The sequence below is a fragment of the Vibrio sp. St2 genome, from assembly GCF_947311885.1.
Classification (GTDB): domain Bacteria; phylum Pseudomonadota; class Gammaproteobacteria; order Enterobacterales; family Vibrionaceae; genus Vibrio; species Vibrio coralliilyticus.
The window spans coordinates 966,922-988,251 of the sequence record NZ_CAMZNA010000002.1 but is presented as its reverse complement, the minus strand read 5'-3'; the positions used below and the strand labels follow the sequence as shown (position 1 = coordinate 988,251).

Sequence of the window (21,330 nt, the reverse complement as noted above, 5' to 3'; positions counted from 1 at the left end):
CAGCAAAAACCTAACAAAGCTCAAGTCGTGAACACTTTCACAAAAACATTAAATTAACTTGGTTAATATAATTATCATATTAGTCCTCTACTCTACGCGTTGATGCTAGAACAACTTCGACAGGAAAAAGGCAATCGAATGTCACGACTAGAACTTAAAAACATCTGTAAGAACTTTGGCGATTTTGTAGCGTCAAAAGACATCAGCTTTATTGCAGAAGAAGGGGAAATGGTTACCCTTCTGGGTCCATCCGGTTGTGGCAAGACAACACTGCTCAAGATGATTGGTGGATTCCACACGCCTGACTCTGGCGAAATCATCATTGGCGACGAGGTGGTCAATACGGTTTCTCCAGAAAAACGTAACACCTCAATGTGTTTCCAGTCTTATGCCTTATTCCCTCACTTGAGTGTTGATCACAATATCGCTTTTGGTCTAAAGCAGAAGAAAGTCAGCAAGCAAGATCAAATCACCCGTGTAGAAGAAGCCGTCACTCAGGTTGATTTGGATGAACACGCACACAAGATGCCGAGTGAGCTTTCCGGTGGTCAGCAACAGCGTGTTGCACTGGCGCGTGCAATGGTCACTCGACCAGCCGTTATCCTTTTCGATGAGCCTCTGTCTAACCTAGATGCCAAACTACGTGAATCGGTTCGTTTCGAGATCCGTGAACTGCAAAAGCGATACAACCTGACTGCCATCTACGTGACGCACGATCAGGCAGAAGCATTGGCAATGTCGGATAAGATCGTGGTTCTGAACAAAGGCCGTATCGAGCAGATTGGTACGCCAGAAGACATCTACTATCGCCCAGCTAATCGATTTGTCGCCGATTTCATTGGCGCCGCTAACATTATGCCTGCACAGGTGAAGTCCCTAGATCAGGACAATACCTACCAAATTGACACAGAACTGGGGCAATTCGTTGTTGAATCGGATGAGAGACCTAAAAGCGAATACATCTATGTGAGCTGGCGTCCGGAAGATGCCGAGATCGCCACCAGCGAATGTGAGAATAGCTTTGCCGCTAACGTACAGAAAATGGCCTTTATGGGCAATGTCACTGACTTGGTGCTACAGCCAGCGGAAGGTTCAACTATGGAAGTGCGAGTTCAATTACCGAAGAAGCCGGTATTTGATGATCAATCACTGAACTTCTCCATTCCAAGAAAAGGCATTCGCTTCCTAGAAGAGGTCAGCGCATGAACAAAAACATCGCAAGCTGGAAAGTGTGGCTGATGCTGCTTCCCGGCGTTGGCACCATCATGCTTTTGATGGGTTCCACCTTCTACATGGTGGTCGCACAAAGTCTGGGCTTCCACAATATGATGGGCGAAAGTGGTTTCTCCCTCACTTTCTGGCAAGAAGCATTGGCCGATGCCAAACTGCACAAATCTCTGATTTACTCAGTCAAAGTCTCAGTGATTGGTGCACTTGGCGCCGTAGCGATGGCTTATCCACTGGTACTGTGGCTACGTAAACCGTTCCCAGGCTCAACCACCATCACGGGTGTGTTAAGAGCACCTATGTTCATCCCAGGCTTGGTAGCGGCTTTCCTTCTGGTGAACGTGATCTCTTACCACGGTATTGTTAACCAGATGCTCATGGCTGTCGGCATTACCGATAAACCGATTCGTATGCAGAACGACGATTTCGGCTGGGGCGTAATCATGCTGCAAATCTGGAAACAGTTGCCATTTGCCATGATCTTGTTGGCAGGTGCAGTGAACTCCATTCGAAATGACGTGCTTGATGCTGCCTCTGATCTAGGTGCTTCAGCTTGGAGCCGCTTTAAAGGCATTATATTCCCGATCTCTATTCCATCGCTTCAGGTGTCACTGATTCTGATCTTTATCGGCGCACTGGGTGATTACTCGTTCTACTCCATCGCGGGTCCGAAGAACACCTATTCACTATCGATGCTGATGCACATCACATCGACAGAATTTATGGAATGGAACAAAGGTGCGGTTATCGCTGTGATCATCATGGTCACCGCAGTTGTCGCTGCTCTGGCTATCTCTCTATTAACTGCTCCACTCGCTCATAAGAAAGGGAGATTAAAATAATGACTTCTCTGGTATCGAAAGCTTTGCCAAACAGCAGCAAACCGAAAGTAAAAACCGCCAATGGCAAGCTGATCAATAAGATTGCCATCGGTCTGTTTATTGCGGTCAACTTCTTCTGGTTGGGTGTTCCTTTCATCATGGCACTATTGTGGTCTCTGGTTGACCCTGAGCACCCTTGGAGCTACCCAGATGTGCTTCCACAGGTTCTTTCATTTGGCCGCTGGACAGACATGTGGGAGAACTCAGGCCTGGTTGAAGCGCTGCAAAACAGCTACACCATTGCTCCAGCGGTTGCGATTCTGACCGTACTACTGGCCCTACCGACCGCTTACGCGTTAGGCCGTATCGATTTCAGAGGCAAACGCGTAGCGGAAGTCATCACGCTACTGCCACTGGTTATGCCTGGCATGATCATCGGTGTCTTCTTCAGTTCGATGTTAATTGCCCTTGATTTTTCAAACGCCTACGTCGGTATCGTTATTGGCCACACTGTTCTGGCGTTGCCTTACGCGATCCGTATTCTTTCGGCGAGTTTTAAAAGCGTACCGCAAGACTTGATCGATGCGAGCCGCGACTTGGGTGGTAACTCTTGGACAACATTCAAAAACGCTTACCTGCCAATGCTGAAGCCTGGTCTGCTAGCGTCACTGATCTTCTGTCTGGTGATCAGTATTGAAGAATTCAACATTGCCTTTGTACTGGGTTCACCGGATTACGTTACCGTTCCGACCATTTTGTACTCCTACTTAGGTTACTCCTTTATTCGTCCGAACGCGGCGGTGGTCTCTCTGATATTGGTGATTCCTAACGTGATTCTGATGCTGATTATTGAACGTCTGCTGAAAGGTAACTATCTGGCAGAGTCGACAGGCAAAGCCTAATTCATAACGAATGTACCCCTAAACATAGAAATCTATAAGAGACACAACAATGAAAAAATTGCTTCTTACTGCTGCCATTGCAGCCACTGCCGGTCTATCGACCAATGCACTCGCGTATGACCTAAACGAGATGACTTGGGATCAGATCGTAGAGCAAGCCAAAAAAGAGAAGATGGTGAGCGCGTACATCTGGTACCTCCAACCAGAATTCCGCCAGTTCTTCCGCTCTTTCGAGAAAGAGTACGGTATCAAAGTGCGTGTACCGGAAGGCAACGAAGCTGGTAACAGTAACAAGCTACTTGCAGAAGGTAAAAGAGAGCAAGGTTCTATTGATGTGATGGCGCTGGATACCGTCAAGCTGCCAATGATGATGCAAAGCAACCTGGTCTACGGCCCATTGACGGATATTATTCCAGGCAGTGACAAGCTACGTACTAACTTGGTGGGTGTTGACACCCAAGGCTACGCTTATGCCTTCTGGGGCAACCAGACAGGATTTGCTTACGACCCAATGCGTGTCGATGAGAAAACACTACCTCAGTCATTTGACGACCTTACAAACTGGATCGAAACCCACCCAGAGCAGTTTGGTGTTAACGATCCGAACAAAGGTGGTGCTGGTAACGCGTTCATCCAGCGTGCCATCTACCACGTATCGGGCAACAACGACGCTTACTTCCAGAGCAAAATGGATAAGTCTTCGATGACGCAGTGGTCTAAGACTTGGCAGTGGTTTGATGACCACAAAGACAACATTGTCATCACCGCATCGAACGCAGACAGCCTGACTCGAATCAACGATGGTGAAATCGCGATGGCACCAGCGTGGGAAGATCATCTTGCGGGTCTACAGAAGAAAGGGGCGATCACTAAGCGCATCAAGTTCTACATTCCTGAATTTGGTATGCCGGGTGGCGGTAACATCATCATGATGCCACAGAACGCCAAAAATAAAGCTGCCGCTGCCGTCTTCATCCATTGGATCACCTCAGCGCAAGCACAAACGGGGTTAAATACGGCTTTCGGCGCAGCCCCTCAACACCCAGATGCTGATGACTCAAACGCATTGGTCGATAAAACCCAACGAGGCTACAGCTCTGAATTCTTTACTTCAGACTACGCAACTGAAGCGAAAAAAGCGTTTGTAGAGAACGTATTAATGTAATAATTCACGCCCGGTTTCGGCCGGGCCTATTCGATTAGTCACTTGAATGACATTGCTTGGTGATTAATCAAATAGAACGATTAGGTGGTTTGCTGGCACTTTGTCACGCTCTCCACCAGACGAACAATAAAATTAAACCTAACGGGTTAAGGATTGAATGTGATTGATTTTGGCTCCGATACACAGCGTCAAATACTATCGATAATCCATCGCAATGCGCCAACAACACGCGCCGCGATCGCAGAGAAGAGCGGCCTGACGCCAGCTGCGATCACGAAAATCACCAAGAAGATGCTCGATGATGAGCTAATTCAGGTAACGGGTAAACAAAAAGGTTCGCGCGGTCAGCCGGGCATTGAACTGGGTATTAATCCAAGTGCCGCGTACAGTCTCGGCATCAATATTGAACTTGAAAAAATCAGTATTGAATTGGTCGACTTTACCGGGGAAAGCGTTTTTTCCCGTGCAATTCGCGGCATTTTCTCTGATCCTGAATCGGCCATTGATGAACTCTCTGACCTACTTCAGGTGACGTCTAAAGCATTTGCCGAAGAATTCGATAAACTGATCGGCATCGGCATGACCACCAGCTGTAACTTTGTTCAAGGCAGCAACAGCATCACCATGCCACCGCATCTGAAAAAGTGGGAAGACATCGATATTCCTAAACGTATCGGCCAACATTTCAACTGCCCGTGTTGGATAGATAACGATGGTAACGCCGCCGCACTGGGGGAATCTGTGCGCTCTAAACGTGCTCGCCATGCGAACTTTTTCTACCTTTATCTTGGCTACGGGATTGGTGGCGGCCACTTCTTCAATGGCCAGACTTATCGCGGTGCAGGCGGCAACGCGGGCCGTATCGGTAAATTGTTCCCAGATCGCAACAACCGTCCTTCTCTCTCTTGCTTGTATGACTACTTAGGCATGTCACAGCCGAGCCCGCATCGTGAAGAGATTCTGTCGACCTTGTTATCGAAGAATCCAGAAAAAGTTACCGAATGGAAAAAAAACGCGCAGCAACAATTGGTGTCTGCGCTGCAAGCCATTCGTGCCATCTGTGACCCAGAAGAGATCATCGTCGGCGGTCTGTTGCCACCAAAACTGGTTCAGGAGCTACACACCGCCAGCATGGAATCACTGCAACACTATCTGGAAGACGAAGAAACCATGCCCAACATCACTCCCGCTACCTTGTCAGGTGACAAGATGGCGGCGACGGGGGCAGCCATGATTCCGCTCTACCAACTGGCTTACTCCGCGGCCTAACCGACCCTATAGGGCGTGATTGATCACGCCCTGCCTAAATTCTGTTCCTAAGCGTGTAAAACACCCATGAAAAATCAGACACATAGCCCGAAAACCAACCAAATTTCAACCGATGCGTGCCAAAAGCTCTCGGCAGAGCACTGGAAAACGCAGACGATCGCACCCGGTGCCTACTTCAATCCCAACGCACTGACAGGATTCAAAATGGCACAGGGCCCGCTTGGTAATCCGCTCCACCCTAATACAGAGCCAACATTTGAAGCCGATCTGAGTGAGCTGTTCGAGTCAACTCAGCAGTCACAACCAGAAATTGAACTCAAACGCGTGCATTTTCAGATGCCAGCGATCAATCCAGAATCACTGCCTGGGCCGCAAGATTATACGCAAGTAGAAGAGCCACAACCGCTTTCCACTACCTCAGTAACTCTCGCATGGGTGAAACAAGAGAAGCTCAAGCAGACTAGCATCGGTTATCACTTTGAGGGCAACCAGCTCGCTAACCTGAGAGACCGCTTGGCTGAGGGCAACGCCTTTCGCGGCTTAGTGGGCAACCTTGGTTACTTCATGACAAAAGAGCTCAACGTCGGCGACCATATCTGGTCACACAGCAGACGCTACCCTTCCTCGGAACATCAGTTACCAGAAAGGTTGGCTTACCTCGGTTTTTACTACTTTGGCGATGCTAAGGGACAAGTCGAGAGTGCTGGTTTTCAGAGCGCGCATAGTGCTGGTATTGGCGTCAAACACAGCGGCAAAGTCAAGATTCTACCCGTGATCCAATGCCATGCGTATGATCTCACCATCGCAGGGCAAACCCTGAAAGTTGAGAACATCAACCCAGAATTAGACGAGGTCGATCAACACGATATTGCACTCTTCAATGTCAACTTTCCGCTGAGCCACAAAGGGCCATTAGTCGAATTTTCTCCTATGCTTCCGCTTGAAGATCGCGTCAATGTTTTCATTAGTAACCAAGGGGATGGCCAGCATCCGCACGAGCATGTCGTTAAGGTGTGGCGCGGAGAGTGTCCACTGCCATCCTTTGGCGTCGTGCTATCAATCAAGTCTTGCTTGTTTGACTCGCTTTACCCACATGGGTTGGAGACAAATACACCAGTCTCGGTCACGCCATACTCTCACCATTGTGATTTCGCCGAATATGCACAAATTCTTGCCGGACTGGTGCCATCCGTAATCGACGGCGAAAGTATTGTCCCGACTGGTGCAGCATTTACGGCTCAGCAAGCAGAGCAAGCCCTCGATGAAGTGGCAAACACAGACGCGCCTCTGTCACGTACAGGTAAAGAAACCAATAACTTTGACGCCATCATCCGTGAACCGGGCGGCTTGTTTATCGAAACTGAAAACCATGTGGGCTATCTACTCTTTGATGGTCGCCATGAAATGAGTGTTGGCGTGAACATTGTCGATGTAGCGAATTTAGTCAGCCGTTTGTCTCAGTCTGATATTGACCTGTTTGACGGTGAGACGATACGAAATGCCATATCGATTGACGGTGGTTCAGCAATGAAAGCCTACGCAGTCAACGTCGGTAACGGCACTGTCTCAATGGATATTTTAAACCGCGTTGCTGCGGGCAGTCGAAATGCTCCCGGCAACGACACACAAGGGTTAAACCTTTATTCAACAGTTGTAATGGAGCTATAAGTCATGCGAATTTTGTTAACCCACTATCGTGTCGGTGAAACCGATGGTGTGTCACTAGAAATGGATAAATGGAAATGGGCACTGGAGCAGCAGGGTCACGACGTCTTTTACATGGCGGGTAGCTCTGGCAGTGTGGAAGCAGAGTGCATTGATGCGCTACGTTATGAAGACGAGCTGAACGCAAAAATCACTCAGGATGCATTCATCGAGCCGACCTACTTTGAGAGCGAAGAGGCGTTGCTGGCCGCGATTCACGGCCAAGCGGAAGAGATCGCGACACAAGCGACAGCGATTATCGAAAAGCTCGACATCGACGTGATAGTTCCCAATAACATCTTCGCTGTAGGCCACAGTTTGGCCGCTGCGATAGGACTAGAAAAAGCGGTAGAAAACACAGGCGTCAAAGTAGTCAATCATCACCATGACTTCCACTGGGAACGCGAGAAGTTCAGCCAGCCGTGCTACCCGAGTATCCAACGTATTCTCGACAAGCACTTTCCTCCGCAACGCCCGCAGGACAAGCACTGTGTGATCAACCAGTTAGCAAATGATTCACTGAAGAATGCCACAGATTACGACTCAACAGTGGTACCGAATGTCTTCGACTTCGATGGTTGTGATTGGAAAATCGACGACTACAACCAAGATCTGAGAAGCGAATTCGGTATTCGCGAACAAGACATCGTTGTCTTACAAGCAACACGCATCGTGGCTCGTAAGGGGATTGAGCTGGCCGTCGACCTGATAGCTAATCTTCAGAAAAAGCTACCACAATGGGTAGGTAAGTCGCTGTATCGTGGACAAAAAATTGAATCTGATAGTCGCATAATTCTCGTGTTAGCGGGAATGAACGAAGAAGACGAATACTACGACAAACTCAAAGCGAAAGCTCAGCAGATGAACGTTGAGCTACTGGACATCAACCACCGTATCGAGCATTCACGTGGTGATAAAAACGGCATCAAACAATACTCCCTTTGGGACGCCTACGTTCACGCCGATATCGTCACCTACCCTAGCTGGCTCGAAGGCTGGGGTAACCAATTCCTAGAAGGTCTGGTAGCCAACGTTCCTCAGGTGGTCTATCGCTACCCGGTGTACAAAACAGATATCGAATATTTTGGCTTCCACATTATCGACCTCGGTGATGAGCTAAGCTGGGATGACAACAACCTCGCGCAAGTGTCTTTGCAGCGCATCGGTGCAGCCGCAGAACAAACCGAAGCATACCTATTCGACACAGCCCTACGTCAGCAGCACATGCAGGAGAACTACTCCATTGGTCAGAAACACCTATCGTACAAGGCATTGAGCGACATTCTGGCGACGGTATTCTAAAGCTATAGACACAAAAAACGGGCCTTTTGGCCCGTTTGTTACTCTTCCCACATTAAACTGAAACGGGAACGGGTGCTGGTGTCGCGGATTTCACCGCAAATTCATGACCATCCAATAGCCCTTTGCCTTTCTTCAATTCATTCAGGCGCGCATTGACCACACCATCTTTACTGGTGAAATCAATCTTATAGCTATCGACATACTCCTGGACATATTTACTCGATAGAGATTTAAGCTTGTCGATATAGACGACCGCTTTATCAAAGTCACCTTGCGACACGACTTCAAGCTTAGGTGTCAGCAACTGAGCAAACTTATAGGGGTGGCCAACAAAGCCGCTGCCCATCACCAGAGCCGCGACAACAGGCGTGGTAATCACCGCACTCTGGAACCATTCCGAGAACATTTTATGATCATTCACTAAGCTGCTTGGCGCAGTACGGTTATTCCACTCTTTCTTAGCACGTTTAACAACTTTGGCCAGAAGGCTACGTTGAACAAAGAAGTCCACCAGTTTGATAATACGCTCAAGAATACTGGTGATTAAGCTGATCAATGAGCCTACCCCTGCGGCAGCATCACCTGCCGCCTGAAGGCCAATACCAGCAACACCCATGGTAAAGTCCTTGATTCCCCCCAAAGCACCTTTTGCAGAGTGGCGCGCCAAAGCATTTGAAATGATGCTCGGGTGACCACCCAGCAGCTCAACGCCACGGCCGCGGTAGATTTGTGAAATCAGGTCTTTGGATTTCAGCACTGACTTTTTCGCCGCAGAGTAAAGCCCAGAGGCACTTTGTACATAGCCCCACCCCGGAATGATATTGGAGAAGGTACCTGCGAATTCACTCGCCAGCCAAGTTCCGACTTCAGCAAGCCACTCGATGCCATGCAACAAATCACCATAGATGTTCTTCACTTTATCCAGCAAAGAACGGAAGAACTCGGAGAATAGCCGTTTCAGCTTCTCCTTAATCGCTGAAGTGATCTCACCCACTTTATCCGCCGCTTTTGACATCTTTTTCGCGACCTTGCTGTTTTTCAGCTTGGTCATGGTATCGGTTTTATTCAGCAGGCCCATTGCCGCATCTTTAAAGTCAACGAAGGGCTCGGTTCCGACCACAAAGGCTTCAAAAAAGTGTGCGTTAGAAATCTTCGCCACTTTGGTAATTTCGGTACTGGCTAGCATGTACATCGCACCCATACGAGCATCAGCCATCTGTGCAACCTGAACGCCCAGTGCTGTGTTCTTGGTTCTACCAAACATTTTGTCTTTAATCAGACGCTTTAATAGTTTTATCTGCATGCAAACCTCTGCCCAAACGATAACGACACATAAATTACTTATGCCAAAAGTGATAATTACATAAACAAGATAAATAATAGCGAGTTTTATCAATTATGTGGTCTGTTTTGCTACTTTAGTTACAAAAGACTTATAAAAACTACGGATTAATATAGAAAGTATAGTCAAGAGCTAATAAAAAAAGCCCCGAAAGTAAGGACATTACTCGCAGGGCCAAGGGCAGTTAGGTAAAGCTGGAATCAGGTTGTTAATTGAGACCAACGAAGAGAGAGCTTTTCGGTGATCCGATCAAATTTGGGGGCCAGCATATACAGCATCAGTACAAACAAAACCGAGCCGACGAGATCTATCGGTCGGTGCATTCCCAACCAAAGGCGACTGTATGCCATGCCTACCGCCCACACACTCAGTGCAGCGGCCAAACCATAGCGTCTTTTTTGGATAAACAGATTGCCAAAAAACGCCAGACAAATTGCAGCGAAAATCGTGTGGCCAGAAGGGAATGAGTAGTCTTTCTCGCCTAACCAATGGCGAGTTCGCCACGAGCTCACGCTATGAGAAATATCATCGATCACATGCTGCTGTTGGACGGTGCTCAGATTGTAAAAGTGGGATGGCTGTGGGATCAGCAATTGGTGCGTTAACAGCTCAGTGTATGGACGAGGACTTTCTGTAGCTTGCTTTAGCGCCGTTTTGCTGGCAAAACCGATCAGAAGGATCAAACCAAGCTGAGCCATTTTACTAAGCCACTCAACACGGTTAGGGAGCAACTTCCACGAGATCGCTACCAAAACGAATAAGGTGAAGAGAAACCCTTTAGATCCCGCGGAATCTGTCAGCAACGTAAATGTCAGACCAAGTGGGTAGGACACTGAGCTTAATAAATCGATATGGCTAACCAACAGACTCATAGGTGCAATAACCAAAAGAAATACACCCAGAAGCCCAATACCATATTGTTTTTCGATCAGAAAATTCTTCACCGTGACGTCCCACACCGAATCAGTAAGATGCTGAATATTAGTCGACATAACGTGGAAAATTTATCAACTCAATGTCAATTCGGTGAAAGATCGAACCGGCTTGCCTAGGTAATCACAAACAGCTATTTCATGTAAAAATATTCACTTAACGGACATTTATAAAATCTATTATTTGACCCGATTTTTACACACAATATCAACCTGAGATGGGGTAACTGGCTCCAACTCGAAATGACGTAAAACCCCCTTAATATCATCACCACTAAGTCTAGCCACTGCATAGTCATAATATGGCGGGTCTAACACTTCTTTAAGTTGGTATTCACCTTTGTCCTGACGTGCAAGCACCAAAGTGTACGGTGCAAAATCAAACGCTGCCGCAGCAGCCCCAGAGACGATTCTTATCTGCGGATTCTGCTCAGCAAACTGATTGAGGAAATACGCCCAATCACCATACCACTCTCCTGCCAGTTCCGGGCTTTCCCCGAGCACGGCAACGATCTGGTCAGCCGCATAATCTCGACAAACAGGCGGTAATGAATCCACTGAAGAAGAAGTGACGGCCTGACAGCCACTAAGTGAAGCAGCCCCGAAGACCGCTGTGATGAGGATCGTCGATTTCATTGCCACCTAGCTTTTCTTACGTACTGGAATGTTCAGATACAGCTTATTCTCAGGGTCAGCATCGTTAAAGCCAGCTGGGTAAAGTTCAAAGTCCGGCTTTTCCTCATATTCATAAGCGCTTTTCGGTAACCAGCTGCCCCATATATAACGCAGTGTTTCTTCCAACTGGGCAATTGGCCCTTTATGGGTAAAACGAGCGTAAGTCTGCTCTGGCATCTCACGCGTGATCATACCTTCTGGCACTTGATCAAAATTCTCTACCCGAGCGGAACAGATATAGACAAACGTCGTGCTTTCCTCAGCCTCTTCATATGACTCATAAATACCGAAAAACTCATCGCCCACGCGGTTTGCAATAGTGTCCCGGTATGGTGCAAACCCCGACCACAGACGAGGTAGACTGAGGTCTTCATCTGTGTATTGATTGGCGATTCCAACCAACTTCATGGCCGGCTGCGTAATGATTTCCGGCTCCATGCTAATACGATTCTGCAGAAAACTGAGATCGTCTTCGTTAATTTGATTTTTATACAACAAACGGAAAGGTTCGTTCATTTTTCGGTATTGCGCAGGCGTCATGTTAAACAGCGCTTTGAATGCACGTGTGAACGCTTCCTGTGAATCAAATTGACAATCCATAGCAAGATCCAGAATGCCGACTTCTTCTGTGAGCAGGCGCTTGGCAGCCATTGTGAGACGGCGCTTACGCAAATACTCTTTAGGTGTGTCTCCGACCAAAGCTTTAAATACCCGACTGTAGTGATAAGTGGAGTAATGAGACGCGGCGGCAATCTGATGAACAGAAATTTTGTCGTACAAGTGCTGTTCTATATATTCAATACTTTTAAAAAAACGCTGCATTTCATCCTCCTAGCTTATCTGTTTGTAATGTTAGAGTTAAACGGTAGTAGGTTCTACCCATTCACCACCCACTTGTTCAAATAAGTTTTCCACCGCAGGTTCCAGAATCATCCCTTCCATTATCAGATTAAGCACTGGTGCTACTATGCTGACATTCTTGTGGAAGTAATGGCGCCACGTGACCAATGAGCCACCTAAACTATCAGGTTCAACCGTAAACAGCGATAAAGGCTCTGTGATAGGAAACGAAACTGTCGAACGCTCCATATCAATCGTATAAGCATAGGAGCGCTTATTTTTGTCATAGTAAACAATATCTTCATACAATATCTCATCGTCCAAGCTGCAACTGCGTACCGAATGCGTGCCCATTGCTAACGGTCCGTTGAGTGACTTGGAGTTATCCATCTCAGGGTTCTTGATGCCCGTAAACCAAGTTGCCAGTTGATCAATTTCAGACACCAGTTCAAAGGTTCGATCCGGCGATGAGTTGACCCTGAACATCAGGACAATCTGCTCCGGTGCACTGGTCACAGAACGAATATCAAACTCGTTCACAGTGGTGGAGGTGTGATCATACTGAGAGGTGTACTGTGGCGCGCTGCTTTCCGGCGCAATGGTTGAACATGCTCCAAGCAACACCGCACCTGCCACTAGCGCTATGTTTCTCAAAGGTTTTATCGAGTTCATTTTCTTCATCTTAATGCCCTTTCATCCCTATCATTATTGCGTGTAAGCCGCTGAGCTTTGTTGGTTAGGCAGTGACTGCTCGGAATAGGTTTTCAAACCATTGAGTAATTTGCCAAATGCACCGGGAATCGCTAAGCGGAGCAGTGGGTAGAATGGATACGCGAAGAATTTAAGTTGCGGTTGAGCATACCAAATCACTTCGGATTTGTTGGCTCCAAGAGAGCGAACCGTCATTTGCACCTGATTCTTTTTCACTGGCACAATGGCTGGCACATTGATGGGTGTGATTTCAAACGTCAAAGATTTATTGGCTTCGTTGTACTGTGTGATGACTTCTTTTGCTTTAGCGCCATTTGGATTCTTACTCAGATTGCAGATACGGCCTTCCATCGGAGCCCCGGTTGAGCTATGGCCGGTTCCAATTTCGTACGAATGTGGGATCGGGTCCATCCACAGGTGGGCTTTATCAAATTGATGAGCAATCAGGTCCCAGACTAGTTCTGCAGGTTTGTTGATCGTGACTGTTTTAGTGATTTTCATAACATCTCCTTAATTTGAGCGGGTTGGCTCTCTTCGTTGCCTGAGATGTAATTTAGAAAATTCACTCCACGCTTTTTTGATATTTCTTGCTATGTTGAGTGGGAGTGATAGCCATAATTTTGCTCACAATGAGTTGAGAACAATAAATGGAATCAAAAAAACCTCGCTGATGAGCGAGGTTTATTAGAAGTTAAATCTAGGGTTAGGCTTTAGCCACCGTCTTCACCATATGCGCATTGAAAGGTGCATAGAAGGTCGCCAGCTTCTTCAACCAGCTTTCAAAATCCTTACTCGGCACTTCAAACTCACCATAGTTAGGTTCAAAAATATAGACGGTGTCGTTATCCGTTTTCAAGCTGCCTTGCTTCGGTGATAAAGAACGATAAAAAGCAATAGTGTGTGCACCGGCAGCACCCACAACGGCTCCTGGGAACCAGAAAGAATAGATAAATCCAGCGTGCTGCGGCTTAGTCACTGCCTTTACAATGTTTTTGATATTAAAGTGAGTGTAATCATACAAGAGTGCGGTTTCTTTTAAGCCACGCAGTGAAATCATCATCCTGTCTGCAACCTGATAAGATGCCCCACCTTCCGACCAACGGGACGCAAACGTCTTCTGTAAAACCGGGTTACCCGCACCATCACGAGCAGATAAACGCTTCATGCGTTGCTTAGCGTCGCCTTTTTTCTCGAACATAAAGCTAAGCCACTCGATACTGAAGTTATGACAAGCACCATTCGTTGCTGCAGCGGATGTCCCTTTCTTCGCCTTCATCACATCCACCTGCGAAAAGTTAGCAACAATTTTGTCCTTCATAGTTCCTCTCCAACCTATTGATGTAATTAATGATATCATTAGAATCTATCTAGTAAAAATAGCAACTAAGAGAGTAGTGTCCTAATTATTTTTTAGAGTAAATAGTCTCTCTCACATCTCTAACACCGGAATCAATTCGACGAGGCAAGCAAGTAACAGGCATAAAAAAGCCCCGCCAAAAAGCGAGGCTGCATCATGATTTTAAACTACTTGGCATTCAGACCTTGCTGCCAGAACGCCACTTCCATTCGAGTCGCGGTTCTGAACACTTCAATCAGGTTTTGCCCCCGCTGACTATGAAGATCAATCTCTTCTAAGAGTTGGTTAAAATGCTCTGCGCCTTGTGCGACATCACTTTGGAATTCTTCACCGCCATAAAGCTCAATCCAACTTGCGTAAGGGTTTCCTTCTCGTAAGGTGTCATCACTTCCAATCAACGCTTTGCCGATCACCGCATAACCAATCGAACACGGCGCCAGCGCGGCGTACAGGTCAACTAAATCACCTGTCATGCCAGCATCAAGCACATAGCGTGTGTAAGCAACGGTTCCAAAATCTTCAGGTTCGTTTTCCAGATCAGATTCCGTTAGCCCCCATTGACCACAATACGTTACATGATGACCAATTTCGGAATCTAGCAGAGCATGCACACTCGGCAAGGCACGACGCATGTCTTCCAGCGTGCGCGCTTTATAGATGGCTAACGCGTAAGCACGCGCATACTGTTTGAGAAATAAAAAATCCTGCTTCAGATAGTGAAGAAAACTGTGCTGATCTAAAGTGCCTTTTGCTAGCTGCTGCACAAAGTCATGCTGTGTGTATTCCTGCCAGTCCGACTGACAAGCTTCGATAAGATCCTGATATTTCATTAGTTAAACTCCGGCACATAGTCTGCGGCTTTAGGCAAAGTCTCGATGATCTTTTGTGAATACATAAACTGGGCGTAATCGTCGTAGCGCTTAAGATCAACCGCAGAAGGACGCAGTGCAAAACGGGTTAACGTATCGTTCCAAGCTCGTTGGTTAAGTTTATTGTTGAGAGTGTCTGGCGCATAGGCAACAAACTCCTTCCACGACGCTTGTGGGTGATTCACAATGTAAGTTGTGGCTTGCTCAAGCGCTTTGTTGAAAGCTTTGATAGCCTCTGCATCATGAGTTTTGGCGTTGGCCACAAACACCAGCTCGTCATAGGCTGGCACACCGTGCTCTTCAGGGAAAAAGGCTTTCGCTTTGTAGCCTTCAAGCGCGAGCTGGTTAGTTTCAAAGTTGCGTAGACCACCCCAGATCGCATCTACCTTTCCTGATGCCAATGAAGAAGAGAGTGCCCAGCCCACATTGATGATGTCCACATCGGCAAACTTCACACCGTCTTGCGCCAGCATAGTACCAATAGTGGCTTCTTCATTGCCTGCGATGGCAATACCGATTCTCTTACCTTTCAGGTCGGCCAGATTGTCGTTCTTACCGTTGTCTAACACCATCAGAGTGTTGAGTGGTGTCGCGATTAGAGTTGCAGAACGAATAAGCGGCAAACCCGCCGCAACGTCAATAGTCAGACTTGGCTGGTAAGAGATCGCCAGATCGACTTTGCCAGCAGCCACCAGCTTAGGTGGCGTACTTGGGTCTGCGGGTTCTTGAATATCAACATCAATGCCTTGCTGCTTGAAGTAGCCACGCTCTTTCGCAATCACGATTGGGCCATGGTTCGGGTTAACAAACCAATCCAGCATCAGAGTGAGTTTTTTCTCTTCCGCCAGCGATTGAGCAGAAAATGTTGAGCAAAGTAGTGCCACTGCACTGAGTATTTTTTTTGTTTTCACGGGAGTGTCCTTTCTTTTATTGATTTTCCCAAGGAATCAGTTTCTTAAGTAATTTATCGGTAATGAAGTAGAGCGAGACAGACAACAAAGCCAGAATAAACAGCGCCGCAAACATCTCATCAATGATCATGCGCGCGTTGGCTTGCAGCATCAGGTAACCCAAACCTTCACTGGAACCTACCCACTCTCCGACCACAGCGCCAATAGGAGCAATGACCACAGCGACACGTATACCGGAAGCCAGTGTTGGTAGAGCCGCTGGGAGTTGAATGTGCTTCAGCATTTGCCATTTGCTCGCCCCCATGGTTTTTGCCAGATCGAGATAGCCTGTCGGCGTGTTTCTCAAGCCGTCGTAGCAACACGTGGTCACGGGGAAGAAAATAATGATCGCCGCCATCACGACCTTTGATGCAATACCGTAGCCAAGCCACAGCATCAGGACAGGTGCAATCGCGAACACAGGAATCGCCTGACTGGCAATCAGAATCGGCAACAACCAGCGCTTGAGCGGTTTAAACAAGAGCATCTGTAAAGCGAAGAACAGCCCCATCGACAAGCCAAGTAACAGACCCAACACAATTTCTTGACCAGTCACTAGCGTATGTTTCATCAATACGTCAAAGCGGCTGATGAGACGCTCGAACACGTCAAGCGGCGTAGGGAGAATAAAGCTTGGCATATCAAACACCACCACGACTAGCTGCCAAAGCCCCACAATTATGGCTGTACTGATCATCAACCGTAGCGCAGGGTGTGTCAGACGTTCTTTTTTCACTACGTCGCGTCGAATAGCGTCAAACTGAGTCATATCACTCATAATCACCCTCCAACGAATTGAGAATGTTCTGCTGCAATTGCGCACATTCTGCATCTATGACACGAGGCGGCTGAGTGGTTGGAACCTCATGTGATTCAGCATAAGCGGGCTGACCGCGGAGAATGTACAGAGCGTCGGCCAGTCGAATCGCTTCTTGCGGGTCATGAGTGATCAGCACCACTGTTTTGCCACACAACAGCTCAGCGGCCAATGTCTGCAATTTATGTCGCGTCACCGCATCTAGCGCGGAGAAAGGCTCATCCATGAGTACCACAGGCTTGTCTTGCATTAACGTGCGAGCCAAAGCAACACGTTGACGCATACCACCTGACAACTGTACAGGCATAGCCGCCGCTTGATCCGATAATCCGACTTGCTCCAGCAATCGCAGCGCTCGACTCCTGTCAGGTTGAGCGTTGCCAAACTTACTGCTCAGGCAAACATTATCCAGAACATTGAGCCATGGTAGCAGCAGGTCCTGTTGGGCCATGTAAGCGATCTGGCCTTGCAGCGCGTGGCTATGACTGAGCGTCAGTTCTCCAGCCCAGTGCGCTTTGTCGTTCAACAGACCTGCCAGATAACGTAGCAAGGTGGTTTTCCCGCAGCCACTGCGCCCCAAAATACACGTCCACTGCCCAGCGGGTATCGACATAGAGAAGTGCGCCAATGTCGGGGCTGGATTGTCCGTGTACTGTAAGCTGGCGCGCTGAATTTCGATCCCAATCGGCTCAGCGAACATTGATGTGTCCACAGAAGAAATGATGGACCGGCCCATGCCCCGTACCAACATTGAGTTCATCAGCATGAGCGATGGCCTGCGAGATGTATTGCTTACCTAAGTACACGGCTTTGTGCAGTCTATTACCCTGCGCAAGATAAGACGCAATCGCCGAAGATAAGGTACAGCCTGTTCCATGAGTGTTTTTCGTCGGGAATCGTTTGGCACTCAGAAGCTCACTCGTTTGCGCTAAGATCAGCAAATCATTGCTGTTGTTATCTTTTTCTAGATGCCCCCCTTTCAGCAATACCGCTTTGGCACCGAGTACGCGCAATTCTTCGATCATATTGCCCATTTGATCTTCGTTTTCTGGCACAGCGCCATCAATCAAAGCCGCCCCTTCAGGCAGATTAGGGGTGATCAGATCCGCCATCGGGATCAACTGCTCTTTTAATGTGCTAATCGCCGACTGCTCCAGAAGAAGATCACCGCTGGTTGCAACCATCACAGGATCAACCACCAGATGAGCAGGCTTGTACTGCCTGATTTTGTCCGCAACAACCTTAATGATCCGCGCGTCAGCCAACATCCCGACTTTAACAGCAACCACATTGAGATCCGTAAACACGGCGTCGAGCTGACTTTCAATATGCTCCAGAGGAATCGGGTGGATTGCGCTTACGCCAAGCGTATTTTGTGAGGTAATGGCCGTAATGACAGAACACGCGTAACTGCCAGTCGCAGATATGGCTTTAATGTCCGCTTGAATACCAGCTCCACCACCGCTATCAGATCCTGCGATGGTTAATACAATGGGTGGTGTGTCTTGTGAATGTGGCATGGATGCTCCTATTACAAGACGTACAGGAACTCTCAGCCAAACATGAAGTGATCAATAAAAGGGAAGATCGAATCATAAAAAGCGAGTGCACCAAAGCGAGAATACTCAAACATCGGTGCTAATAGTTCCCTACGTCAGTGCTAACTGAATCAGGTTCTACGGGTCTCGCAATGCGATCTCAGCCCTAAGGCTCCCCGACTATTTCCCGCTGATAATAACAGTAATTAAAAAGCGAATGCACTTTTAAATTCGCAAAAAGTGCTCGCAGTCATTCAATCCCACTCTGGAGCAAAGTCTGGATTGGCAAGACGGTGATTGCGATCTAATGTTGCAATCAATGCCATATCATCGTGGCTTAAGTGCACGTTCTTCGCCTCGAGATTGCTTTCAACATTGGCCTGTCGAGTCGATGATGGAATCGTCACGAATTCATTTTGACGCATCCACGCCAACACAATTTGTGCTGCCGTTACGCCATGCTTGTTCGCCAGTTGAAGAATGATTTCATCTTTCAAAACAGCACCATACGCAAACGGCATATACCCCGTGACCAATACATCGTTGCGTTTGCAGAACTCAACCACCTTCTTGTTTTGCAGATATGGATGAACTTCTACCTGATTGGTAAAAATTTCCCCAGATCCCAAAATTCCTATCGCTTGTTCTAGCTGCTGATTGTTGAAGTTAGAAACGCCGATATGCTTCACCAGACCTGCCTCTTTGACCGCCTTCAACTCTGTCAGATACTCTAGCATGGATACTTTTTCATCTTTCAGCGGCCAATGAATCAGTAGCAAATCAATGTATGAGGTTTGCAACTTATTCAAACTCTCTTCGACACTGGATCGGAACTCTGCTTTCGACAGTTTGTTCATCCACACTTTAGTGGTAAGAAAAATCTCATCTCGGGCAATGCCAGACGCCAACATTGCATCACCCACCAACTGCTCATTACCGTAAATCTGAGCTGTATCGATATGACGATATCCGGCTTTAAGCGCCATCATAACGGAATCAAAAGCCGTCTGACCTTCCAGTCTAAATGTACCGGCACCTAGCATAGGAATGTGTTTCATGGTATTTCCTGTTTCTGAATGAGTTGAACGGTGCAATTATTGCGAGTAATTAACTGATGAAAAATGGCAAAAAACTCAAATCACTTTTGTCTTTTTTGCCATCAATGGTTACACCAATTTCGCGACAATTTTACCCGTGGTGCGTTGATTTCGAATTTCTACCAACTTATCCCCGACCTGATCTAACGGAATCACTTGCAGTGCTGGCGTTTCGAGTATCCCCAGTTCGAACAGTTTAGAAACCGCATTACCGGCCGCAACCATATCATTGCGGCCTTTTTCACCATTTACATGGCCAGAGCCTAAGCTAAGTTGATGGAATGAAAGACCTTTCAGAAAAGCATCAGGATAAAGCTCAGGCTGCACGGTTTTTACCAGCTCAACCATTTGTCCTTCAAAACCCAATACTGATGCCGCTAGCAGATCATTGTCACCACCAACACAATCTAGTGCGACGTCCACACCAAGCCCATCGGTAAGATTCATGATTTGCTCAGCGACATCATCACTTCGGTAATCAATCACATGGGTTGCCCCGAGCTTTTTCACATAGCTGTGTTTTGCTGTTGAGGCCGTAGTAACAATTTTGCTTACACCAAAATGTTTGGCTAGTTGAATGGCGAAACTACCTACACCACCAGCGCCACCGGCAATGAAAATGCTACTACGAGATTCAATATTCAGCTTGTCAACCAAAGCGCGATAGGCTGTCCACGCTGCACATGGAGTTGCTGCAGCAAATTCAGCAGGAACATTAGGGTGCGCCGTGAGGGTGCGTGCATCTTGGAGCGCATATTCTGCAAACCCGCCATGCACACGGCGCATATTTCCGTGATACAGAACTCGATCACCCACAGCCCAGCCAGTTACCTGTTCACCTATCGCAACAATTTCCCCTGATACATCCAACCCTCCAACGAAATTGTCGTTCATATCAGGGACCATTCCATACCAAAAATTTACTTTGGCATCGACTGGGTTTAGCGCCACCGCATGGACTCTTACCAAAACGTCAAATGGTGACTGAAGATTAGGTTGCGGCAATTCGGAGACTGTGAACGTGTCTTGTTCGCGCTGGTACGTGATCGCTTTCATTGATTTGTCCTTAGTTTCAAAGAATAAAGCCACTCATAAACATGAGTGGCTGAATAACTTACTTATAAGCACCTGCTGAGTAATGCAGCTCGTAGCTATGAGAGTAGATTTCAAGGATGTTACCGAATGGGTCTTCCATGTAGATCATGCGGTAAGGTTTCTCACCTGGGTAGTAATAGCGTGGCGCTTTCATACGTTTCTTACCACCTGCTGCAACAATCTTCTCTGCCAGCTCTTCCACATTTGGGTCCTGAACACAGAAGTGGAAAATACCTGTTTTCCAGTATTCGAAGTTGTCTTCTGGATTTTCCTGATTCTTGAACTCAAACAGCTCAACACCGATACGGTCACCCGTTGAAAGGTGAGCAATACGGAAACGCTCCCAACCTGCACCAAATACGTCAGTACACATTTCACCGATAGCAGAATCGTCTTCAACGATTTCGGTAGGTTCCATGATCAGGTACCAACCAAGTACTTCTGTATAAAATTTAACAGCTGCTTCTAAGTCAGGTACTGAAATACCGATATGAGAAAAATTACGTGGATATGGAGTAGACATGTAGACCTCTTCTTTGCTCTTTGTGTCGGGGACTCTCCCGCTTCGTTGAGTACATATTAGGCAAAGAATATATCGATTAAAAATTATCAATTATTCTTATTTTAATAATTTTTTGTTATTAAAATATTTTCAGAACTTCTTCGTTTCCAACTTTGTATGAAACTAATTTACTGTTCTATAGTAAGAAAGCTCAT

General features: G+C 47.2%; 22 protein-coding genes and 1 riboswitch. Of the genes, 7 read left to right on the top strand and 15 right to left on the bottom strand.

Annotation, left to right across the window (positions count from 1 at the left end):
- Positions 1 to 138 precede the first annotated feature (138 nt).
- The 7 genes from QMA41_RS10955 (at position 139) to QMA41_RS10925 (ending at position 8,390) form a co-directional block, all read left to right on the top strand.
- Complete coding sequence (locus QMA41_RS10955; protein ID WP_040122219.1) at positions 139 to 1,206, top strand: ABC transporter ATP-binding protein; 1,068 nt, start codon at positions 139 to 141, stop codon at positions 1,204 to 1,206.
- Positions 1,203 to 2,069 (top strand): ABC transporter permease subunit, encoded by an 867-nt coding sequence (locus QMA41_RS10950; RefSeq protein ID WP_006960027.1) that lies wholly within the window; start codon positions 1,203 to 1,205, stop codon positions 2,067 to 2,069. Before QMA41_RS10955 ends, QMA41_RS10950 begins: the two co-directional genes overlap by 4 nt.
- Positions 2,069 to 2,950: an ABC transporter permease gene (locus QMA41_RS10945; RefSeq protein WP_006960026.1), complete on the top strand. Its 882-nt coding sequence runs from the start codon at positions 2,069 to 2,071 to the stop codon at positions 2,948 to 2,950. Before QMA41_RS10950 ends, QMA41_RS10945 begins: the two co-directional genes overlap by 1 nt.
- A 49-nt stretch (positions 2,951 to 2,999) precedes the next feature.
- Positions 3,000 to 4,115, top strand: coding sequence for an extracellular solute-binding protein (locus tag QMA41_RS10940; protein WP_006960025.1), 1,116 nt, complete (start codon positions 3,000 to 3,002; stop codon positions 4,113 to 4,115).
- Positions 4,116 to 4,274: 159 nt separating this feature from the next.
- Positions 4,275 to 5,384 carry an ROK family transcriptional regulator gene (locus tag QMA41_RS10935; RefSeq protein WP_281629644.1) on the top strand — a complete coding sequence of 370 codons (1,110 nt, stop codon included), beginning with the start codon at positions 4,275 to 4,277 and terminating at the stop codon, positions 5,382 to 5,384.
- Between the two features lie 66 nt (positions 5,385 to 5,450).
- Positions 5,451 to 7,052, top strand: coding sequence for a hypothetical protein (locus tag QMA41_RS10930; protein ID WP_281629643.1), 1,602 nt, complete (start codon positions 5,451 to 5,453; stop codon positions 7,050 to 7,052).
- 3 nt (positions 7,053 to 7,055) lie between these two features.
- Positions 7,056 to 8,390, top strand: coding sequence for a glycosyltransferase family 4 protein (locus QMA41_RS10925; RefSeq protein ID WP_281629642.1), 1,335 nt, complete (start codon positions 7,056 to 7,058; stop codon positions 8,388 to 8,390).
- Positions 8,391 to 8,442: 52 nt separating this feature from the next.
- Here the strand turns inward: QMA41_RS10925 and QMA41_RS10920 are convergent, their stop codons facing one another.
- The 15 genes from QMA41_RS10920 to QMA41_RS10850 form a co-directional block, all read right to left on the bottom strand.
- Entirely contained in the window at positions 8,443 to 9,693 is a 1,251-nt protein-coding gene (locus tag QMA41_RS10920) for a hypothetical protein (protein WP_281629641.1), read from the bottom strand.
- 239 nt (positions 9,694 to 9,932) lie between these two features.
- Positions 9,933 to 10,676, bottom strand: coding sequence for a phosphatase PAP2 family protein (locus QMA41_RS10915; protein ID WP_171340060.1), 744 nt, complete (start codon positions 10,674 to 10,676; stop codon positions 9,933 to 9,935).
- Positions 10,677 to 10,844: 168 nt separating this feature from the next.
- On the bottom strand, positions 10,845 to 11,300 hold the full coding sequence (locus tag QMA41_RS10910) for a hypothetical protein (protein WP_281629640.1): 456 nt from the start codon (positions 11,298 to 11,300) through the stop codon (positions 10,845 to 10,847).
- Between the two features lie 6 nt (positions 11,301 to 11,306).
- A complete protein-coding gene (locus QMA41_RS10905) occupies positions 11,307 to 12,161 on the bottom strand; it encodes an AraC family transcriptional regulator (RefSeq protein ID WP_064486886.1) in 855 nt (284 codons plus the stop codon).
- A gap of 36 nt (positions 12,162 to 12,197) precedes the next feature.
- On the bottom strand, positions 12,198 to 12,860 hold the full coding sequence (locus tag QMA41_RS10900; protein ID WP_281629639.1) for an SRPBCC family protein: 663 nt from the start codon (positions 12,858 to 12,860) through the stop codon (positions 12,198 to 12,200).
- A 24-nt stretch (positions 12,861 to 12,884) separates the two neighbouring features.
- The gene (locus QMA41_RS10895; protein ID WP_281629638.1) at positions 12,885 to 13,391 is read right to left on the bottom strand and encodes an SRPBCC family protein; all 507 of its coding nucleotides are present in this window, start codon (positions 13,389 to 13,391) and stop codon (positions 12,885 to 12,887) included.
- 202 nt (positions 13,392 to 13,593) lie between these two features.
- On the bottom strand, positions 13,594 to 14,208 hold the full coding sequence (locus QMA41_RS10890) for a YopT-type cysteine protease domain-containing protein (RefSeq protein ID WP_006960006.1): 615 nt from the start codon (positions 14,206 to 14,208) through the stop codon (positions 13,594 to 13,596).
- Between the two features lie 206 nt (positions 14,209 to 14,414).
- A complete protein-coding gene (tenA, locus tag QMA41_RS10885) occupies positions 14,415 to 15,077 on the bottom strand; it encodes a thiaminase II (protein ID WP_281629637.1) in 663 nt (220 codons plus the stop codon).
- Positions 15,077 to 16,027 carry an ABC transporter substrate-binding protein gene (locus QMA41_RS10880; RefSeq protein ID WP_281629636.1) on the bottom strand — a complete coding sequence of 317 codons (951 nt, stop codon included), beginning with the start codon at positions 16,025 to 16,027 and terminating at the stop codon, positions 15,077 to 15,079. The genes tenA and QMA41_RS10880 overlap by 1 nt, the downstream gene beginning before the upstream one ends.
- 16 nt (positions 16,028 to 16,043) lie before the next feature.
- Entirely contained in the window at positions 16,044 to 16,844 is an 801-nt protein-coding gene (locus QMA41_RS10875) for an ABC transporter permease (protein WP_229629375.1), read from the bottom strand.
- The gene (locus QMA41_RS10870) at positions 16,837 to 17,583 is read right to left on the bottom strand and encodes an ABC transporter ATP-binding protein (protein WP_281629635.1); all 747 of its coding nucleotides are present in this window, start codon (positions 17,581 to 17,583) and stop codon (positions 16,837 to 16,839) included. The genes QMA41_RS10875 and QMA41_RS10870 overlap by 8 nt, the downstream gene beginning before the upstream one ends.
- A complete protein-coding gene (thiD, locus tag QMA41_RS10865) occupies positions 17,573 to 18,403 on the bottom strand; it encodes a bifunctional hydroxymethylpyrimidine kinase/phosphomethylpyrimidine kinase (protein ID WP_043010948.1) in 831 nt (276 codons plus the stop codon). The genes QMA41_RS10870 and thiD overlap by 11 nt, the downstream gene beginning before the upstream one ends.
- Positions 18,404 to 18,512: 109 nt before the next feature.
- A riboswitch (TPP riboswitch) is annotated at positions 18,513 to 18,610 on the bottom strand.
- Positions 18,611 to 18,675: 65 nt separating this feature from the next.
- Positions 18,676 to 19,479 carry a 2,5-didehydrogluconate reductase DkgB gene (dkgB, locus tag QMA41_RS10860; protein ID WP_043010949.1) on the bottom strand — a complete coding sequence of 268 codons (804 nt, stop codon included), beginning with the start codon at positions 19,477 to 19,479 and terminating at the stop codon, positions 18,676 to 18,678.
- A gap of 108 nt (positions 19,480 to 19,587) precedes the next feature.
- Positions 19,588 to 20,574: a zinc-binding dehydrogenase gene (locus QMA41_RS10855; RefSeq protein ID WP_043010950.1), complete on the bottom strand. Its 987-nt coding sequence runs from the start codon at positions 20,572 to 20,574 to the stop codon at positions 19,588 to 19,590.
- A gap of 58 nt (positions 20,575 to 20,632) precedes the next feature.
- On the bottom strand, positions 20,633 to 21,136 hold the full coding sequence (locus tag QMA41_RS10850; protein WP_006959988.1) for a lactoylglutathione lyase family protein: 504 nt from the start codon (positions 21,134 to 21,136) through the stop codon (positions 20,633 to 20,635).
- Positions 21,137 to 21,330 lie beyond the last annotated feature (194 nt).

Coding starts and splice junctions, on each gene's coding strand:
- QMA41_RS10920 (WP_281629641.1), bottom strand. CDS start 9,693: ATGCAGATAAAACTATTAAAGCGTCTGATTAAAGACAAAATGTTTGGT.
- QMA41_RS10910 (WP_281629640.1), bottom strand. CDS start 11,300: ATGAAATCGACGATCCTCATCACAGCGGTCTTCGGGGCTGCTTCACTT.
- QMA41_RS10955 (WP_040122219.1), top strand. CDS start 139: ATGTCACGACTAGAACTTAAAAACATCTGTAAGAACTTTGGCGATTTT.
- QMA41_RS10890 (WP_006960006.1), bottom strand. CDS start 14,208: ATGAAGGACAAAATTGTTGCTAACTTTTCGCAGGTGGATGTGATGAAG.
- QMA41_RS10900 (WP_281629639.1), bottom strand. CDS start 12,860: ATGAAGAAAATGAACTCGATAAAACCTTTGAGAAACATAGCGCTAGTG.
- QMA41_RS10895 (WP_281629638.1), bottom strand. CDS start 13,391: ATGAAAATCACTAAAACAGTCACGATCAACAAACCTGCAGAACTAGTC.
- QMA41_RS10875 (WP_229629375.1), bottom strand. CDS start 16,844: ATGAGTGATATGACTCAGTTTGACGCTATTCGACGCGACGTAGTGAAA.
- QMA41_RS10855 (WP_043010950.1), bottom strand. CDS start 20,574: ATGAAAGCGATCACGTACCAGCGCGAACAAGACACGTTCACAGTCTCC.
- QMA41_RS10945 (WP_006960026.1), top strand. CDS start 2,069: ATGACTTCTCTGGTATCGAAAGCTTTGCCAAACAGCAGCAAACCGAAA.
- QMA41_RS10925 (WP_281629642.1), top strand. CDS start 7,056: ATGCGAATTTTGTTAACCCACTATCGTGTCGGTGAAACCGATGGTGTG.
- QMA41_RS10905 (WP_064486886.1), bottom strand. CDS start 12,161: ATGCAGCGTTTTTTTAAAAGTATTGAATATATAGAACAGCACTTGTAC.
- thiD (WP_043010948.1), bottom strand. CDS start 18,403: ATGCCACATTCACAAGACACACCACCCATTGTATTAACCATCGCAGGA.
- QMA41_RS10940 (WP_006960025.1), top strand. CDS start 3,000: ATGAAAAAATTGCTTCTTACTGCTGCCATTGCAGCCACTGCCGGTCTA.
- tenA (WP_281629637.1), bottom strand. CDS start 15,077: ATGAAATATCAGGATCTTATCGAAGCTTGTCAGTCGGACTGGCAGGAA.
- QMA41_RS10870 (WP_281629635.1), bottom strand. CDS start 17,583: ATGTTCGCTGAGCCGATTGGGATCGAAATTCAGCGCGCCAGCTTACAG.
- QMA41_RS10850 (WP_006959988.1), bottom strand. CDS start 21,136: ATGTCTACTCCATATCCACGTAATTTTTCTCATATCGGTATTTCAGTA.
- QMA41_RS10950 (WP_006960027.1), top strand. CDS start 1,203: ATGAACAAAAACATCGCAAGCTGGAAAGTGTGGCTGATGCTGCTTCCC.
- QMA41_RS10930 (WP_281629643.1), top strand. CDS start 5,451: ATGAAAAATCAGACACATAGCCCGAAAACCAACCAAATTTCAACCGAT.
- dkgB (WP_043010949.1), bottom strand. CDS start 19,479: ATGAAACACATTCCTATGCTAGGTGCCGGTACATTTAGACTGGAAGGT.